The organism is Flavobacterium sp. P1_E4 (assembly GCF_056405915.1).
Genome location: NZ_JBFUBE010000009.1, coordinates 1 through 18,346, shown reverse-complemented (window position 1 = coordinate 18,346; position 18,346 = coordinate 1). Strand labels below are relative to the sequence as shown.

Sequence of the window (18,346 nt, the reverse complement as noted above, 5' to 3'; positions counted from 1 at the left end):
TTACAGATTTGTAATCTCCTTTATATAATTATGAACGTCTTGAAATGTAATATTCAAGGCGTTTTTTATTTTTTCATTGGAATATAAATCGGTTGTGTAAGAAGACCTTGCAGAGGCTTTGCTTAGTTGTCTCTTTAGACCAAAAACATTGGAAGCAACCCAATCCAGTTTTGATAAAACATTCATCATAAATGGAGTTGCATGATATTTAGGTCTTTTAACTTTTAAGGCGTCAGCAATGGAATACAGGAAGTCCTGAAAAACAATATTCTGGCTTATTAACGTAAAACGTTCACCGTGAATGGGGCTTTTCATCAGTTGATGCATTATAGATACAACATCCGAAACTGCAACAAAACCAGTTAATCCTTTGGTGTAAAAGGCAAGTCCGTTTTTTACTTTTGTGAAAAGTTCACCACTTCCTTGGTTCCAAAATCCGGGGCCAATAATGACGCCAGGATTTACAATCACTACTTGAAGTCCTTCTTGTAGGCCTCGCCATATTTCCATTTCGGCGCCATATTTTGAAATCGCGTAATCGCTATGCGGTTTTTCAGGATTCCATTCGGTTTCTTCTGTAATAATGGATTCGTGTTCTGGCAAATCGCCAAGAGCTGCGATGGAGCTTACGTGACAAAGTTTAGTGACATTATTTGCCAAACAAAAATTGACAATGTTTGATGTTCCTTCAATATTGGTTTTTCGAACAAGATCTTCCTCTTTTGGATCAAAGGAAATCATCGCTGCACAATGGTATACTTGATCTATTCCCTGAAATGCGTTCTCTAATGTAGGAATGTCTAGAATGTCGCCTTGAATCCATTGGATAGAATCATAAAGGCTATTTTTTTGGTACAATGAAAAAAGAGCTTTTGTTTTCTGGGTATTGTCTAGATTTCTATAGATGGCACGGACATTTTCTCCCTTTTCTAATAGGTGAATTAAAAGATGTGCGCCTACTAAGCCTGTTCCTCCTGTGACTAATACCATATTTACAAATATATTATTTAATGTTGATTCGTTAAATCGTTTAAGTGTTTATTTGGTGATTTTTTTTCGATTAACCGATTAAACAAATAAGCAAATCAACATTAAATTTTATCTTTGCTCAAAATTGATTATTTATTAGATGAAAAATATTATTTCCGAATTACAATGGCGTGGTTTAGTACACGATATCATGCCAGGAACTGAAGAGCAACTTTTAAAAGAAATGACAACTACCTATATTGGATTTGATCCCACATCAGATTCATTGCATATTGGTAGTTTGGTGCCAATTATTTTATTGGTTCACCTTAAGAATTTTGGTCATAAACCAATTGCTTTGGTAGGTGGTGCGACTGGAATGATTGGAGATCCTTCCGGAAAATCAGATGAGAGAAATTTATTGGATGAAGCGACTTTAAATCATAATGTTGAAGGCATAAAAGGAGTATTGTCTCGTTTTTTAGATTTTAATGATACTGCTGCAAATGCTCCAGTTTTGGTAAATAACTACGATTGGATGAAAGGTTTGTCATTCATTAATTTTGCTCGTGATGTCGGTAAACGTATTACGGTAAATTATATGATGGCCAAAGATTCTGTGAAGAAAAGACTGTCTGGCGAAGGAGAAGGAATGTCATTTACTGAGTTTACTTATCAATTGATTCAAGGGTACGATTTTTATCATTTGCATAAAGAATACAATTGCTTGTTGCAAATGGGAGGTTCGGATCAATGGGGAAATATCACGACAGGAACTGAATTGGTTAGAAGAATGAACGTTGGTGAAGAGGCCAAAGCTTTTGCAATGACTTGTCCGTTAATTACTAAAGCGGATGGTTCTAAATTTGGAAAATCCGAAGGTGGAAACGTGTGGTTAACTGCTGATAAAACTTCGGTTTATAAATTTTACCAATTCTGGTTGAATACTACCGATGTGGATGCAGAGAAATATATCAAGATTTTTACGTTCCTAGGAAAAGAAGAAATCGATGCTTTAATCGAAGAGCATAAAGTAGCTCCACATTTAAGAGTGTTGCAAAAGAAATTAGCTGAAGAGTTAACTGTTTTTGTACACTCAAAAGAAGAGTTGGAAAAAGCAATTAAGGCTTCGAATATTCTTTTTGGAAATGCTACTGCTGATGATTTGAAGCAATTAGATGAAACTACTTTTTTAGAAGTTTTTGACGGTGTTCCTCAAGCTGAGATTTCAAAAAGCGATGTAGAAGCAGGATTGGATATTGTTCAAGTTCTGAATGAAAAAACAGGGTTCTTTAAATCGAATGGTGAGGCCAGACGAGCTTTGATTGCCAATTCTATTTCTGTTAATAAAGAAAAAGTGAACGAAACATTTGTGCTTTCTTCAAAAGATTTGATTAACAATCAGTTTGTACTTTTGCAAAGCGGTAAGAAAAATTATTTTGTAATTAGGGTTGTTTAAAAGTTTAACTGTTTAATCGGTTAATCGTTTATGCGGAATGTATAGCCGATTTAACGATTCAACAAATAACCGATTCAACAATCTAAACAACCATCAAATTACAACCTCGAATATCTGAATTATCAAAACGTCCCAATACTTCGAAAGTAGTGTTGGGATATTTTTTGCCCAAATCTTGCGTGGCTATGAATGAACAAGAGTTGATGTTGGCTAGGTCGATAACGTTGATTCCGCCCGTTTTCCCGTCGTTAATATATGTCAAGGCATCTTCGGTGTCGCGAATGTGTATTTGCATCCAGGAAGGGCATTCAAATACGCCATTTCCTAACGAATAAGCTTGTGATAGTAATTCGGTCATTCCATACTCAGAATGGATAGCAGAAACACTAAAACCGGTGCAAAGTTGTTCGTGCAATTCTTCTCGAATCATTTCTTTGCGTTTGCCTTTCATACCGCCCGTTTCCATAATAATGGTGTGCTGCAGTTGGAAGGTGTGTTTCTCGATTAAATCCAATAAAGCGTAGGTAACTCCAATCAGAATGACATTTTGCCCTGCGTGGTCTAAATCAACCAATTTTTGGATTAGTTCCTCATGGTTGTGTAGGTAAAAGCCACTTTCGCTGTTGTTGGTCAATTGTATTAAATCTTCAACCATATAAATCAATGAGGATCCTTCTCTTTCAAGATAGGAGGGAAGTAAGGCTAAGACAACATAATCTTCAATATTTCCATAAAATTGAGAAAAGCCTTTGCGATAGCTTTCTTCATAAATGGAAACATCGGTAACTAGATGTCTGCTAGTGATGGTTCCGGTTGTTCCACTGCTGGTAAAAGTTGCCTGAATTGGATTGTTGTTTGAGACAACATTATGGCTTTTGAAAAACTGAATAGGTAAAAAAGGAATTTGATGAAGCGATTTTACTTTTTGTGGATTTGTTTTTAGTAAATCACAAAATTCTTGGTAGACCAAATTGTTTTCATATTGAAATCGGAATACTTTTAAAGCTATTTTTTCAAATTGCTTCTGACTCGAAATGGTAAATATGTCGCTGGCTGTAATCAAGTTCTTTTTTTTTGAGGACAAAGGTATTATTATTTTGGAACCTTTTTTGGGTTTTTGATGTTTATGGCTTTGAAAAGTTCCAAAAAAAAAGTTCCAATGAAAATTGGAACTTTTATGATTATTTTAATAAAAATTATCTGATTATTAGTTTTCTACTACTAGTTGCATTTTCTTCAATGATTTTAATGATATAAATACCAGGAGAAAGATTAGAAACGTTTAGTTCTTTGGTACTAATATTAGTTTGCAATACTTTTTTGCCTAATACGTCGAAAATGATAATCTCTTTTTCTAAGTCGTTTTTTGAAGTAATGTAAACTTTACCATTAGTCACAGGGTTCGGGTACAAATTTAACCCTTCAATTGAAGCGTTATCTTGTACTTTTGGCGGTTGCTTACTATCTTGAGCAGCAGCTGTAATAGTAAAGAAAATAGCCAATAAAAGAGTAATATAAAAGTAGTTTTTTTTCATTAGCATTTTAAGTTGATAGTAAATATAACAATAATTTTTTATAAAAAAAAATACCTCTCAAGAAATGAGAGGTATTTTAACTAATTCAAAATTTTATTATTTTATCAAAGTATTTCCGTCTACAGTTGACCAAGCACCGTTTGTCAATGAAGCCCCTGTTGCAGTAGTACTTGTTACAAATTGTCCAGCAGGAAAATTAACAACAAGTGGTGTGCCAGAAACAGTTGCTCCTAAAATGTTTATTCCAGTGTTTGTAATAGTAACATTGGTCATTTTAATTTTAGATGTATTTACTTGATCTGTATTTGTAGCTGCATCTTGAATTTTACAAGCTGCTCCAGTATAGGTAGTAGTTCCTTCAGTATAGTTTGCATATCCATCAATGATGATGTTGCTATAATCTCCATTAGCTTCTTTTTTGAATTGGAAAGCATCAATTTGAATATCACCAGCAGTTTCTGGAGTAGTACCAGCAGCTCTTTTTAAAGTAATGTTTGTGATTTTTGGCCAGAATGCATTGTCGTTGTTTGAACATTCAATTTCCATACCGAAGTTTCCTTTTCCAGTTTGGTAAGCGTACCAGTTGCTATTTGCTTGACCTTGCCATCCATCTTGCCAGTCGAAAGCATCGTCAGTATTACCATAAGAAATTGCATTAGTCATACTTACAGTTCCTCCAAAAAATTCATATCCGTCATCAGCTCCTTTATAAGAAACTAAGTGATCCAAAGTTGTTCCTGAACCTACTGAGTAAAAAGTAAAACCGTTGTTTTCTTTTGATCCATCAGCCAATTTTGCACCGGCATATTCTACTCTAGCATATACTAATGATCCACCATTGTGAGTAGCATTTGTTCCTCCGTAAGGTAATGCATTTCCATCTTCAGAAGTTGAAGTTGTTACGCCACCAACAGCTTTGATAGGAGCATCACCATACATGATGATTCCTCCCCAAGAACCAGGAGTTTTAGAAGCTTCAGTAAATACTACTGGTTTGTCAGCGGTTCCTTTGATGATTAGTTTACCACCTTTCAAAACCACTAAGGCATTGTCACCTGTAGTTTTGTTACAAGTAATTGTAGAACCTGCTTCAAAAGTTACTGTTACACCTGTGCTTATTTTTACGATACCTTTCAAAGTGTAATTTCCATAAGCATAAGTTTTGTCAGCTGCAAAAGTCCCTGTTATTTCTCCTGTTGCTACTGGAACTGCAGTTACTGTTACTGTTTTTGTTACTGATGCCGCTGCTCCAGAAACTGTATAAGTAATTACAGATGTACCTACAGATACAGCTGTAATTACACCTGTATTAGCTTCAACTGTTGCTACCGATGGAGTAGCACTTGTAAAAGTACCTCCTGTAGTAGTACTTGAAAAAGTAGTAGTTGTTCCTACAACGATACTTTCTGTTCCTGTTAAAGGAGCTACTGTTAAAGGAGCTGGATCATCATTGTTACTACATGATGTGATAAATAAGCCTAAAGACATTGCTAAAGCTAAAAATTTTGTTTTCATAGTTTGAGTGTTATTTTTCATAATTTGATATGTCAAAAGTACTTTGTGAGTTCCGAATAGATGTTACCGAATAATTACAAAAAAGTTATCAAAATAGGTCTTAATTGTGATGTTAACGTTAAGAGATTCTGTTGTTTATAAATGACAAAGCCCCTAATGAATTAGAGGCTTTGTTTGAGCGGGATTGATTTTAGAATGTGTATCCTAAACTCATTGAGAATTCTATACCTTTCTTGTAGTTACGGATGGTTGCTTCATCTATCAAAGGAGCATCACCATCATTTCCTTGTTCGAATTTTATATTTGGATTTAAGATGTTTTGAGCCGAGAATTTTAAATCTATGTTTTTAGACACTTTACTTCCCCAAACAAAATCCAATTGATTAACTGGTAATTCATATATGTGGTCTAAACCTCCTGTACCAATTGCGTAAATTCTTTTTCCAAATACAGAGTATACTAAAGATAGCGTGTTGCTCCATTCTGAGCTAAAATTGAATTGGTATTTTAAATCAGAATTAATTAAATATTTTGAAGCTCCTTGTAGCTCTCTTTTTTGATGTGTTTCAATAGAGGTAGTAACATTTCCTTCTGAATCTGTGAAAGTAGGTTTTACATCTACTTGAGTGTGCATTAATGAAGTATTGAATCCCCAAGAGAAATCGGCTAAGTTTTCATTTATTCTTCCTAAATCATACAAGAAATCAAATTCAGCTCCAAATAGTACTGCTTGATCCGAATTTAAATAGGTCGTAATTGTCGTATTGGCTGCATTGGCAATGAAAGTACGTTCTATTGGATCCAAAATTTTCTTTCCAAATAAGCCTACAGAAAAAAGTTCTTTTGCAGAAGGGAATATTTCGTATTTCAAATCTACATTATAGTTTTCGCTATTTAATAGATAAGGATTTCCTTTTGTAGAAGTTCCATCGGCGTTGATGTATTCTATTGGGTAGGCTTCCATTATAATAGGCAAAGTATATGTTTTTGTGGCAGAAAAACGCATATTTGAAGTGTCTGTAACTTCATATTTTACATTCAATGAAGGTAAAAAGTATAAATTATCATATGATAATTTTATAAATGGATCATCGAAAGATCCTAGAGCTCTGTATTGAGTTTCTCTTAAAGTGCTTTCTACACGCAAACCTCCGTTAACTTCCCATTTATTGTCAAAATTGTACAATAGATTTGCATAACCAGCATTCGATGATTGAAATAATTTGGCTTGCCAAGTAGCATTAGAACTTTCTCTAAAAGCAAAAGTATTATTAGCTAAATAGCTGTTTAATTGGCTGTCGATAGTGTTAATAGGGCCTGTAAATGTTGGTCCAGTGGTAGGGATTACAAATCGATAAGAAGATTCCATGTTTGAGGCATAACCATTGTAACCTACAGAGAACTTTTTGTTTTTTTCTTCTTTTCCAAATTTATAATTGTACTCTGCTAACCCTGAATAATAATAATCACTGGTGATGTCTAGATATTGGCGAATAAAATTGTTTCCTGCAATTGAGGTAGTGATATCAGTATCTCCTGATTTTGGTCCAGAGAAAAATTTACGGTCTGGTTGTGAAAATTTTGTCAAAGCATAGGAAATTCCAGCTTTTATATTTTGATCGTTATTGTCAGTTAGAGCATATTCCCCTAATAATTGATTGTTCAGATATGCTGTTTCGTCCAATTGATTCGTTCTTATTAAAACATCATTGTTTGATGTACTAGTATTTGGAACACCAAATTGATCTTGTATTAAACTTTTAGTTGTCTTAATGTAGGTAGTGTTGTAAGACAGTTTTAGTTTTTTTGTATTGTAATTTAAACCAATCAATCCTGTAAAAGAAGTTTCATATGTGTAATCAGTAGTTATAAAATTACTGTTGTAAACATAACCCGATGGATTGTTATTGAAGTTTCTTTGTACTCCGTTTGTGATTTTATAATCATTATCGAATGAAAGAGACAATAGATATGAAAAGCTTTTTTCGTTTTCGAAATCAAATTTTTCTGAATTCAAGAAACCGATACTTGTGTTTAATGGACTTTTAGTATCAGCGACATTGAAACCACTGTCTTTGTATGCACTCAATGATTGCTCCGGCGTCATGGTTACAGATGCTGGTGAACTTCCTAAAGCTGAAGGAAGTTTTCTGTATTTTCCAGTTAATCCAAAAAAGCCTTCTGGAGAATCGGCGTTTTCAGCAATTAAAAAATCAGAAAAACTATTATTTGTGGTATAACCAATTCCGATGCTAAATTTAGTAATGCTTTTTGATGGTCTTGTTGTTTGGATATTAAAAGTACCTCCGGCAAAATCGCCGTAAATATTAGTATTAAACGTTTTGTACACGTCAATTACACCAACAATGTCTGTTGGGAATAAATCCAAAGCAATGTATTTGTTGTATGGATTGTTTGAAGGTACAGCCAAATCATTAATCAATAAATTATTGTAACGGTCTTCCAGTCCACGAACGAATAAACCTCTTGAGCCTACTTTTGTGATTCCGGTTATTTTGGTTAAACCTTCCTCGACATCGCTAACTCCTTTTCTGGACATTTCTTGTGCGCCTATACTTTGCTTGATGACAACTGCATTTTTTTGTTCCAATAATAATGCTGTTTCTTTTTCACGTCCGCCACTTGATTTGACAACAACGTCTTTTAGTTTATAACCACCAGAACCCAAAGAACTATTTGCAGTTACAGTTTCGTTGGCTACTACAGTTACGGGAACCTCAGTAGTTTCATAACCTACAAAACTAAATTGGACAGTGTAATTTCCTGGAGCTAGAGTAATTGTATATTTTCCTTCTACGTCAGTGTTGGTGCCAATTTTTGTTCCTTTTATCAGCACATTGGCAAATGGTAAGGATTGATTATTGGAATCTTTGTCTAATAAAACACCAGTTATTGTTCCTTTGTTTTGTGAGAAACCAATAACACAAATAAACAGTGTAAAGAATAGAAATTTTAATTTCATTTTAAGTAGTATTTAATTTTCTGCAAATAAATGGCGGGATTCTAGTCTTTGTGTTAACATCAAGTTATGAATGGATATCATAATTATTATGAAATCGTTAACATATTAAATTAAGGTTAAGTCCGCTTTTTTCGTATTGATACTTACCGTTTATTATTACTTTTACATTGCAATAAAAAGTCATTGTGTTTAATTAAGAGATGAATACAATAGAAAGCTTAATTTTTTGCTATTAAATATGAAGAAAAGAAACACCAAGATTCTTCTGGTTGATGATGAACCAGATATTTTAGAAATTGTAGGCTATAACCTAGCTCAAGAAGGATATCAGATTGTTACGGCTGTCAATGGTAAAGATGCTATTGAAAAAGCAAAAAAAGAACTTCCAAGCCTTATCATAATGGATGTTATGATGCCCGAAATGGACGGAATGGAAGCTTGTGAACATATTAGAAGAATACCTGAGTTGAATAATGTTATCATAACGTTTTTGACAGCAAGAAGTGAAGATTATTCTCAAGTGGCTGGATTTGATGCCGGTGCCGATGATTATATTACCAAACCAATAAAACCAAAATTATTGGTTAGTAAAGTGAAAGCATTGTTGCGAAGATTAAAAGAACAAGATCAAAACAGTGAAACTCTCAATGTGGGCGGAATCGAAATAAACCGTGAAGAGTATAAAATTGTAAAGGATAATCTAGAAATTGCCTTGCCAAGAAAAGAATTCGAGTTGTTTTATTTATTGGCTTCAAAACCCGGAAAAGTTTTCAAACGAGAAGAAATACTGGATAAGGTTTGGGGAAATGATGTAGTTGTAGGTGGTAGAACAATTGATGTCCACATTAGAAAACTTCGTGAAAAGATAGGAGATGATCTTTTTAAGACCATAAAAGGAGTAGGGTATAAATTTGAAGTTTAAATAAATGGTACTTTTGATAGATTTTAAAAGTCTTTTCAAATAACCATAATGCGTGTACTAAATCAATAATGAAAATCAATTTCAAAAAAAGTTACAAGTTTGCTATAAAATCAGCTTTGTATATCAGTCTATTTGTGTCAGGATTTTGCATGATTCTATCTGTAATACTGTTCAAATCTTCTTTTGTAAATATGTTAATGTTTGGTTTTATAAGCCTATTTTTTGTTTATGTCTTTTCATTTTTTGTTTTGCAATACCGAGTGGAACGATTTATATATAGAAGAGTAAAGAAAATTTACGATGATGTATCGCTATTGGAATCTAGTACTTTTATCAATCAACCGATTACCACAGATATGGAAACGTTGACACGAGAAGTAAAGAAGTTTGCAACTGATAAAAAGTTGGAAATTGAAATGCTTCAAATACGTGAAGAATATAGAAGAGAGTTTCTAGGTAATGTTTCCCATGAACTCAAGACCCCATTATTTACGGTTCAAGGTTATTTGTCAACTCTTATTGATGGCGCTATGGATGATAAATCCATTAGAAAGAAATACTTGAAGCGAGCAGAAAAAGGAGTAGAGCGATTGATTTATATCGTGGAAGATTTGGATATGATTACCAAATTGGAATCGGGGGATTTGAATCTTGATTTTACAAAATTTGATATTGTAAAGCTGATTAAAAATGTTTTCGATTTGTTGGAAATGAAAGCCGAAAAAAAGAATATCACTTTGGCATTCGAAAATGATAATGTTCTCCCCATTTTTGTAAATGGGGACAAAGACAAAATTCAGCAAGTTGTCGAGAACTTACTTGTGAACTCTATAAAATATGGAAAAGAAGGTGGTTTGACCGAAATTTCTATTGTGAATTTGACCAATAAAAAAGTATTGGTTCGAGTTACCGATAACGGTGAAGGTATAGAAATACAAAATATACCTAGACTTTTTGAGCGATTTTATAGAGTGGACAAAAGTGGTTCTCGTACCGAAGGAGGTTCAGGTTTAGGGCTTTCCATTGTGAAACACATTATTGAAGCTCATAAAGAAAAAATTTATGTCGAAAGTGAGTTTGGAATTGGCTCTGAGTTTTCTTTTACACTCGAAAAGACATACATAACTGATCAATTTGGCTTAAAAAAGAAATTAAATTAAACATTTGGTAACTTTAAAAAATTTCTCATAAGTGCCTTATTGTCAACTATATTTGTGTTTAAGGCAAGAAAATTACACTTAAATTTTTCTAAGAAAAAACCGATTAACATTAAATTATCATCTAAATAACATTGTGTTAACTTTAACTTAACATTGCGGTATCACCTTTGCGGCAAATTAACATTCATATTAAAAGAAAATGAAAAAAGTTATAGTTGCAATAATGATATCAATTTGTGGTATAGTTAATGCTCAGGAAGTTGAAAATGATACAATTAAGAAAGTTAACCTAGATTCATTGGCAGCAACTGTCAATCAGCATTCAGAGAAGTTAGCTGGTTATGAAGAAAAGTTTTCTGGTTTGGAATCAATTGTTAATGAGTTGAACAAGATTAAAGTTTCAGGTTATATTCAGGCTCAATATGAAGCTTATGATACCTGGTCATCAGACGGGACTATACACGGAGTTCCTGTAAGCGGTACTACTTCATATGAAGATAATTCATTTTACATTAGAAGAGCAAGGATTAAATTTACTTATAAGCCTATCGACGGTGTAAATTTTGTTTTGCAGCCTAACTTTGAAGTACATCAAGTTACTTTGAAAGATGCTTATGTACAGTTGAATGACCGTTGGCTTAACACTTTCTCTTTATGGGTTGGTCAGTTTAACAGACCTACTTATGAAATAGAATATTCTTCAGCATCAAGAGAATTTGCAGAAAGGACTTTGATGACAAGAACACTTTATCCAACAGAAAGGGATCAGGGAGTTAAATTGGAGGCTGATTTTGTTACTCAATACAACTTCCCTTTAAAATTACAATTCGCTATACTTAACGGAAACTTTGGAGAAGGACCGTTGGCAAGTCAAGCAAAAGATGTTGACAATGCAAAAGATTTCATGGCTAGAGGTGTTTACTCTTTGAAAATGATGAACAACTCATTGGGAATAGATTTTGGAGGGCATACTTATCTGGGAAAAACTACCGTAATTGCTCAAACAACTCCTCCTACAGTATTTTCAGATGTGAACAATAATCCATTTACTCCTAAAGTAGGTGATAAATTTAATAAAGAATTATTTGGTGCTGAGGCGCAAGTTTATTATGACTTCCTTGGGGGAATGTCTTTAAAAGGCGAATATATCAGAGGAACTTATTCAGGAACAACAAATACTGCTCAAGTTAATTCATTATTTAACGCTAATAAAGTAAGAAACGTAGAAGGTTATTACATTTCATTTGTTAAAAATGTTGGTAAAGTAAATATAGCTTCTATTAGATATGATGTTTTTGATCCTAATACTAAAATGTCTGGAGATGCAGTTACAAATGCTGGTGATTTGAGATACAATACTTGGACATATGCATGGCAATATTTCTTCAATGACAATATTAAAATAATGGCTTGTTACTTAATGCCAATAAATGAAAAATCTCAAAATGCCGGTGCAGATTTTAAAAATGACAAACACGATAATACATTCACTCTTAGAGTACAAGCTAGATTCTAAATTTAAAACGCGATTTAAATAAATTAAAATATGAAAACTACTAAATTAAAAACTGCAGGGATTTTATTAGTCATAATGACAATAGGATTTTCTTTTACAATGGTAAATAAAGTTACTATTAAAGGTTCTGATACAATGGTTATTTTGTCCCAAAAATGGGCGGAAGTGTATATGAAAAAAAATCCGGGAGCATCTATTCAGGTTACTGGAGGAGGATCTGGAGTAGGACTGGCGGCATTAATAAACGGTTCTACGGATATAGCCAATTCAAGTCGTCCGATCAAACCTTCTGAGGTAGAAAAATTGAAAGCAAGATATAATACACTTGGAGTTGAGATTCCTTGTGCCAAAGACGGTTTGTCTGTTTATTTGAATAAAGCTAATCCAGTTAGTGCTCTTACTTTGAAACAAATTGGACAAATTTTTGCTGGAAAAATTATGAACTGGAAAGAAGTTGGTGGTCCAGATGCTCCAATTAAATTATACGGAAGAGAAAGCAGCTCAGGAACTTTTGGATTCTTTAAAGACAATGTTGTAAAAACTGATTTTTCTCCATCTTGTCAAACATTGCCAGGAACTGCTGCAATCGTAAATGCTGTTAAAAAAGATAAATTCTCTATTGGTTACGGTGGTGCAGCTTATGCTGAGGGAGTAAAAGATTGCGGTGTTAAAAAAGATGACAAAAGCCCTGCAATTTTGCCTACTGCGGCAACAATTAAAAATCATACCTATCCTATCACAAGATATTTGTATATGTATTTAAAATCAAGGCCAACTGGTGAGACTAAAGCTTTTATTGATTGGATTTTAAGTTCCGAAGGTCAGGCTATTATTGCTGAAGTAGGTTATTATCCTTTAAAGTAATTTGAAGTAAAATATCCCTCATTTTAAATCAAAGTGAGGGATATTTATGTTTATTCTATACGAATTCCTAAATAAATAAAATGGATTCCCAAATACCAATCAAACAAACTTTTACCAAGGAAAGTTTAAAGAAGCAATTCAGGCTTTCTGAGTTTCTGGCCGAAAAAATTATTTCGTCGATTGCTTTTCTATCAATAGCAATTATTTTTCTGATTTTCATTTTTGTATTCAAAGAATCATTGCCGTTATTTAGTTTAGGAAGTGATGCTAAAGCAAAAATAGAAGCTCAAGCAACAGCTGCAAATAAACCTGAATCTTACGATACATCTTCAGAAGAGTTGAAGCCTGAAGCATATGGAACAGAAACCGCAGAAGATTTAAAACCGGAATCTTACGGTACCGAAGCAACAGAAGAATTAAAACCAGAAACGTATGGTTCTGAGCCTGTAACGCAAGATGATTTAAAACCGGAAAGCTACGGAGACACTCCAAAAGAAGACTTAAGTGTTGCGCCGGCAGATGAAATGATGAATGCAGAATCCCAAAATCAAGAGGGATCGGATAAAACCTGGAGTACTTTTTTCAGTACTGAGTGGGTACCCGTTTCCGATAATCCTAGATTTGGATTAATTGGTTTGTTAATAGGAACTTTGAAAGTGACTATTATTGCTATGCTAATTGCTGGTCCACTGGCAGTATTGGCGGCTTTATTTACCTCTTGTTTTGCTTCCAAAAGAGTAAAAGAAATCATAAAACCTATTATCGAAATGCTAGCTGCTTTTCCATCAGTGGTTATTGGTTTTTTTGCATTGATGGTATTGGCAAGTTTTTTTCAGAATGTGTTTGGATATGATTCCAGATTAAATGCTTTCATCGGTGGGGTGGCAATGGCTTTGGCCGCTATTCCAATTATTTATACAATTTCAGAAGATGCATTGGCGTCGGTTCCAAAAACTTATACCGAAGCGAGTCTGGCATTGGGTGCCAGTAAGTGGCAAACTGCTTTTTTTGTGGTTTTACCAGCAGCAACGCCAGGTATTTTTGCAGCATTATTGCTAGGAGTTGGAAGGGTTTTTGGTGAAACAATGATTGCGTTGATGGCAACCGGAAATGCAGCTTTACTTTCTGCTAATCCTTTTGAAAGTGTACGTACGTTTGCTGCGACAATTGGTTCTGAAATGGCCGAAACTGTATTTGGAGAGACTCATTACAGTGTTTTGTTCTTTATTGGATCATTACTTTTCATTTTTTCTTTTGCCTTAAATGCGGTGGCTGAGTTTTATGTAAAAGGTAAATTATTGAAAAAATTCCAAGGAAAATAATTATGGAAAAAGTTATAAATGAATCAGAAAATCACTTTTTTTCCAGTAAAAAAAGTACTTCGGAAATAAAAGGAAAGATTTTCGTTGGTATTACTCAATTGGCCGTAATCCTTATTATTGCTATTCTTTTTATCATTTTGGGAATCATCGTTTATGAAGGAAGAACCAAATTCTCTTGGGAATTTATATCTACTTTCCCAACAAATGGTATGACTGAAGGTGGGATTTTCCCAGCCTTGATTGGTACTTTTATTTTAGTGATTGTTATGTCTATAGCGGCGGTTCCTTTTGGGACAATTACAGCACTTTACTTAACGGAATATGCCAGTGAAAATTCCAAATTTGCGGCAGCTGTACGATTCTCAGTTCGTACCTTGGCGGTAGTACCATCAATTATATTTGGTCTTTTTGGTCTTGGATTTTTTATCCAATTCTTGGGAGCTGGTGCAGATACTGTTTTTAATGATGGTCAATTGCGATGGGGACAACCCAATATTCTTTGGGCGAGTTTAACGATGTCTTTATTGACTTTGCCTGTTATCATTGTTTCTGTTGAAGAATCCTTGAAAACAATTCCTCGTGAATTAAGAGAAGCTAGTTTGGCTCTTGGTGCAACCAAATGGCAGACTATCCGAAAAGTGGTGCTTCCAGAATCAGTGTCTGGGATTATGACAGGAACTATTCTTGCGGTGAGTAGAGGAGCCGGTGAGGTTGCTCCAATATTATTCACGGGTGCTGCCTATTATTTGGCAACACTGCCAGGTTCTTTGAGCGACCAGTTTATGAATTTGGGTTACCATGTTTATATTATGTCGACTCAATCTTCGGATGTGGAGAAAACGATGCCAATACAGTTTGCCACAACTTTAGTGTTGTTGATTTTGACACTGTCACTAAACGTTGTTGCCGTAATTATTAGATCAAGAATTAGAAGAAGAGCAAAATAAGACTTAGTTCAACTAAATAGAGTTTTCTTTTAGATATAAAAAATATACAATGAAAGACATAAAAATAAAAGTTAATGATTTATCATTATACTATGGTGAAAAAAAGGCATTGAATGAAATCACAATGGATATTCCAGCTAACAAAGTGACTGCCTTGATTGGGCCTTCAGGTTGTGGGAAATCTACTTTTTTGAGATGTATCAACAGAATGAATGACTTGATTCCAAGTGTTTCCATTACAGGACAAATGCTGGTGGAAGATGTTGATATCTATGATAAAAATGTCGATGTAGTTAATATCCGCAAAAAGATTGGGATGGTTTTCCAAAAGTCAAATCCTTTTCCTAAATCTATTTATGAAAATATTGCTTACGGACCTCGTATTAACGGGATAAACAATAAAGCAGAATTGGATGAGATTGTCGAAAAGTCACTGCGTCAAGCGGCGATTTGGGATGAGTTGAAAGATCGTTTGGAAGATTCAGCATTAGGACTTTCTGGTGGGCAACAACAACGTTTGTGTATCGGAAGAACATTGGCGGTAAGCCCAGATATTATTTTGATGGATGAACCTGCAAGTGCCTTGGATCCTATTTCTACTTCAAAAATTGAAGAGTTGATACATGAGTTAAAAGAACAATACACGATCATTATCGTGACTCATAATATGCAACAAGCGGCAAGAACGAGTGATCACACAGCCTTCTTTTACATGGGGAATTTAATAGAAATGGGAAAAACAAATTCTATTTTTACTAAACCAGTGCAAAAACAAACAGAAGATTATATAACAGGAAGATTTGGTTAATGGTTTTAAGTATATTAGTTTTGGTATGATAGTTGATTCTAAACTATCGAATCTTTAGACTATTAAATATAAAACTTCTACAATTTTAAATAAAATAAAATGGCAACACATTTCGAAATGGAACTAGATAATTTAAAAAGTATTATTAAAAAAATCGGAAAATTGGCTGAAGGCCAAGTGAGCGAGGCAGTCAAAATACTTTTACAAGAACCGGAAGCCGCTGAAGGAAAAATTATAAAAAAAACCGAAAATAAAATTGATAAATTAGATGTCAAAATAGATGAGATTTGTCAAAGCATTTTTGCTTTGAAACAGCCTGTTGCTTCTGATTTGCGTTTTATTATGTCGGCAATGCAAATCAGTAATGAGATTGAGCGAATAGGTGATTTGTCTATTAGCATCATGAAAAAATCCAAAAACATAAAGGAAAAACACGATTTGATTGTAAAGTTCGATATTGGTGATATTTGCAGGCAAGTTGAATTAATTACGATTAAAACCAATAAGTGTTTTGAGGAACAAAATGGTAAAGCTACTGGGGAAATATTTGTTTTAAACAAAGATATCAGAAACAGTTGTGAAGATGCCATTCATGATATTATCAATGAAATGAAGGTGAATTCCAAAGCTGTTGTTTCAGGAACAAATTTGGTGATTGTTTTAAAACATTTGGAACGCATATCTGAGCATTGTACGAATATCGCAGAGTATGTTTATTTTACGGTCAATGCTAAAATTATTAAACATGATAAATTTGATGATTTAAGATCTGAAGAATAGTTTTCTTTTAGAATTAGAAACATATAAATTGTAAAAAGTCGGAACATTTGTTTGTTCCGACTTTTTTTATTTTTAGGCTATTGGAAGTATACAGTAACTCGTTCGAAGATTGTAGCAGGCGTTCAGAAGTATGTTTCAGGGAGATGGAAGATCTCAGCAGGCACACGGAAGCTCGCATCAGGGCATTGTTTTTTCTTCGAATGTCTAATTTTACTGAGCGGAGCATAACAACAGTTGCAAGAAGTGAAAATTATACTTTTTAGCTTTGTAGGTATTATTTTCTATATTTGAAATAAAATAAAAGAAACAAACTTTCACCAATCTACCCAATTAAGGATGTATATACGAAGGTTTATATCGCATATATACTAGTTACTGGAGACTTGTGCCGAAATTACGCAGATAAAAATAATTAGAAAATAAGCATTCGTTCCGTAAGAAGTTTAAAAGCAGAAGCGTGAAAATTGGAACTTGCCAGCAGAAACTTGAAAAGTTGAAACCTGAAAATCCGAAGCGTTAAAATTGGAATTTGCCAACAGAAACTTGAAAAGTTGAAACTTGAAAAGTTGAAACTTGAAAATTGGAATCTGCCAACAGAAACCTGAAAAGCAGAAACGTGAAAATTGAGATTTGCCAGCAGAAGCTTGAAATTCTTTGCGCAGAATTTATAAATAGAAAGTAAATAATTGAAAATAATACGTTGAAAATTCCGAACCGAAAATCAGAAACGTGAAAGTTGGGTTTTGCCAATAGAAACGTGAAAATTTGCGGTTTAATCGTAATTTCGACAAAAACAAGCCTCCAGTAACACACGCTACAAGCAATTTGGGTATTAGGCTTAATGGAAAAATTAGTTTGTATTTGGAAGATTTGGCAAATCCGAAAGTTAAGGCTAATTTAATCCCAAACTGCTTGTAGCGCGAGAACGTTAGGCTCGATTGCTCCGTTAACGAGACGCAACCGATTTTAATCAGGCATTTAAGCGAAGAAAAGGATTTAATGAAGTAGAAATCAAGCCGACCGAAATCGGAGCCGTAAAACGAAGTTTAATTGTTGCGGACAAACAAACGTGAACCGCTTTTCTGAAAACCGAAAGCGGAATTTTTTTGTCGATTTTTTCGAGGTTTATTTTAAGATTTTCAAGCTTTCTTTGAAAGATGGAACTAATTGAAACGGAATTCGAAAGGCGGAGAATCTTTCGCAATTGGAATCGATAATTGAAATCGAAATTCGTTCGTGCTCAGCGTGCGTGTCGCAACCCAGCCTAACAGCTACTACAACGGATTTGGGCATTAGGCTTAATGGGAAATTGGTTTTGTATTAGGGATGATTTGGCAAATCCGAAAATAGGGCTTAATTTAGTCCCAAACCCGCTGTAGTACCAAGACGTCAGGCTGTGAAAAAACCTCTTTTTTTTCTCAAAATCTTCAAATTTTACAATCCTACAATTCAAATAAAGCCTTCTGAGAAGGCTCTTTTTTTAAGCTACTAATTTTATCGGATAAAAAATGTGCCTTGCATTTAGCTTTAAATAGATCACTTTTATTAAAAACAAGACTTTTGCCT

At 34.0% G+C, this 18,346-nt stretch carries 14 protein-coding genes; 9 read left to right on the top strand and 5 right to left on the bottom strand.

Annotation, left to right across the window (positions count from 1 at the left end):
- Entirely contained in the window at nt 1-990 is a 990-nt protein-coding gene (locus tag AC1DY0_RS10420; RefSeq protein ID WP_477188539.1) for an NAD-dependent epimerase/dehydratase family protein, read from the bottom strand.
- Nucleotides 991-1,129: 139 nt separating this feature from the next.
- Here AC1DY0_RS10420 and tyrS point away from each other — a divergent pair, with 139 nt between their 5' ends.
- A complete protein-coding gene (gene tyrS, locus AC1DY0_RS10415) occupies nt 1,130-2,428 on the top strand; it encodes a tyrosine--tRNA ligase (protein ID WP_477188538.1) in 1,299 nt (432 codons plus the stop codon).
- 82 nt (nt 2,429-2,510) lie between these two features.
- On the opposite strand, the gene AC1DY0_RS10410 is transcribed toward tyrS, so the two are convergent.
- From AC1DY0_RS10410 to AC1DY0_RS10395, 4 genes are all read right to left on the bottom strand, one after another.
- A complete protein-coding gene (locus AC1DY0_RS10410) occupies nt 2,511-3,512 on the bottom strand; it encodes a LuxE/PaaK family acyltransferase (RefSeq protein ID WP_477188537.1) in 1,002 nt (333 codons plus the stop codon).
- Nucleotides 3,513-3,624: 112 nt separating this feature from the next.
- Nucleotides 3,625-3,963, bottom strand: a complete 339-nt coding sequence (locus tag AC1DY0_RS10405) for a T9SS type A sorting domain-containing protein (RefSeq protein ID WP_477188536.1) — start codon at nt 3,961-3,963, stop codon at nt 3,625-3,627.
- 96 nt (nt 3,964-4,059) lie between these two features.
- Nucleotides 4,060-5,478, bottom strand: a complete 1,419-nt coding sequence (locus AC1DY0_RS10400) for a hypothetical protein (protein WP_477188535.1) — start codon at nt 5,476-5,478, stop codon at nt 4,060-4,062.
- 190 nt (nt 5,479-5,668) lie between these two features.
- Nucleotides 5,669-8,461: a TonB-dependent receptor gene (locus AC1DY0_RS10395; RefSeq protein WP_477188534.1), complete on the bottom strand. Its 2,793-nt coding sequence runs from the start codon at nt 8,459-8,461 to the stop codon at nt 5,669-5,671.
- Nucleotides 8,462-8,699: 238 nt separating this feature from the next.
- Between AC1DY0_RS10395 and AC1DY0_RS10390 the strand changes: the two genes are divergently transcribed.
- The 8 genes from AC1DY0_RS10390 to phoU all read left to right on the top strand — a co-directional run bounded on the left by AC1DY0_RS10390 (nt 8,700) and on the right by phoU (nt 16,780).
- The gene (locus tag AC1DY0_RS10390) at nt 8,700-9,383 is read left to right on the top strand and encodes a response regulator transcription factor (RefSeq protein ID WP_477188533.1); all 684 of its coding nucleotides are present in this window, start codon (nt 8,700-8,702) and stop codon (nt 9,381-9,383) included.
- Between the two features lie 68 nt (nt 9,384-9,451).
- On the top strand, nt 9,452-10,543 hold the full coding sequence (locus AC1DY0_RS10385; RefSeq protein WP_477188532.1) for a sensor histidine kinase: 1,092 nt from the start codon (nt 9,452-9,454) through the stop codon (nt 10,541-10,543).
- A gap of 199 nt (nt 10,544-10,742) precedes the next feature.
- On the top strand, nt 10,743-12,059 hold the full coding sequence (locus AC1DY0_RS10380; RefSeq protein WP_477188531.1) for a porin: 1,317 nt from the start codon (nt 10,743-10,745) through the stop codon (nt 12,057-12,059).
- Nucleotides 12,060-12,089: 30 nt separating this feature from the next.
- Entirely contained in the window at nt 12,090-12,923 is an 834-nt protein-coding gene (locus AC1DY0_RS10375; protein WP_477188530.1) for a PstS family phosphate ABC transporter substrate-binding protein, read from the top strand.
- Between the two features lie 80 nt (nt 12,924-13,003).
- Nucleotides 13,004-14,245, top strand: a complete 1,242-nt coding sequence (gene pstC / locus AC1DY0_RS10370) for a phosphate ABC transporter permease subunit PstC (protein ID WP_477188529.1) — start codon at nt 13,004-13,006, stop codon at nt 14,243-14,245.
- Nucleotides 14,246-14,247: 2 nt separating this feature from the next.
- The gene (gene pstA, locus AC1DY0_RS10365; protein WP_477188528.1) at nt 14,248-15,192 is read left to right on the top strand and encodes a phosphate ABC transporter permease PstA; all 945 of its coding nucleotides are present in this window, start codon (nt 14,248-14,250) and stop codon (nt 15,190-15,192) included.
- Nucleotides 15,193-15,241: 49 nt separating this feature from the next.
- Nucleotides 15,242-16,000, top strand: a complete 759-nt coding sequence (gene pstB / locus AC1DY0_RS10360) for a phosphate ABC transporter ATP-binding protein PstB (RefSeq protein ID WP_477188527.1) — start codon at nt 15,242-15,244, stop codon at nt 15,998-16,000.
- Nucleotides 16,001-16,099: 99 nt separating this feature from the next.
- A complete protein-coding gene (phoU, locus tag AC1DY0_RS10355; protein ID WP_477188526.1) occupies nt 16,100-16,780 on the top strand; it encodes a phosphate signaling complex protein PhoU in 681 nt (226 codons plus the stop codon).
- Nucleotides 16,781-18,346 lie beyond the last annotated feature (1,566 nt).

Coding starts and splice junctions, on each gene's coding strand:
- AC1DY0_RS10400 (WP_477188535.1), bottom strand. CDS start 5,478: ATGAAAACAAAATTTTTAGCTTTAGCAATGTCTTTAGGCTTATTTATC.
- AC1DY0_RS10395 (WP_477188534.1), bottom strand. CDS start 8,461: ATGAAATTAAAATTTCTATTCTTTACACTGTTTATTTGTGTTATTGGT.
- AC1DY0_RS10420 (WP_477188539.1), bottom strand. CDS start 990: ATGGTATTAGTCACAGGAGGAACAGGCTTAGTAGGCGCACATCTTTTA.
- pstC (WP_477188529.1), top strand. CDS start 13,004: ATGGATTCCCAAATACCAATCAAACAAACTTTTACCAAGGAAAGTTTA.
- phoU (WP_477188526.1), top strand. CDS start 16,100: ATGGCAACACATTTCGAAATGGAACTAGATAATTTAAAAAGTATTATT.
- AC1DY0_RS10390 (WP_477188533.1), top strand. CDS start 8,700: ATGAAGAAAAGAAACACCAAGATTCTTCTGGTTGATGATGAACCAGAT.
- AC1DY0_RS10375 (WP_477188530.1), top strand. CDS start 12,090: ATGAAAACTACTAAATTAAAAACTGCAGGGATTTTATTAGTCATAATG.
- AC1DY0_RS10380 (WP_477188531.1), top strand. CDS start 10,743: ATGAAAAAAGTTATAGTTGCAATAATGATATCAATTTGTGGTATAGTT.
- pstA (WP_477188528.1), top strand. CDS start 14,248: ATGGAAAAAGTTATAAATGAATCAGAAAATCACTTTTTTTCCAGTAAA.
- AC1DY0_RS10405 (WP_477188536.1), bottom strand. CDS start 3,963: ATGAAAAAAAACTACTTTTATATTACTCTTTTATTGGCTATTTTCTTT.
- tyrS (WP_477188538.1), top strand. CDS start 1,130: ATGAAAAATATTATTTCCGAATTACAATGGCGTGGTTTAGTACACGAT.
- pstB (WP_477188527.1), top strand. CDS start 15,242: ATGAAAGACATAAAAATAAAAGTTAATGATTTATCATTATACTATGGT.
- AC1DY0_RS10385 (WP_477188532.1), top strand. CDS start 9,452: ATGAAAATCAATTTCAAAAAAAGTTACAAGTTTGCTATAAAATCAGCT.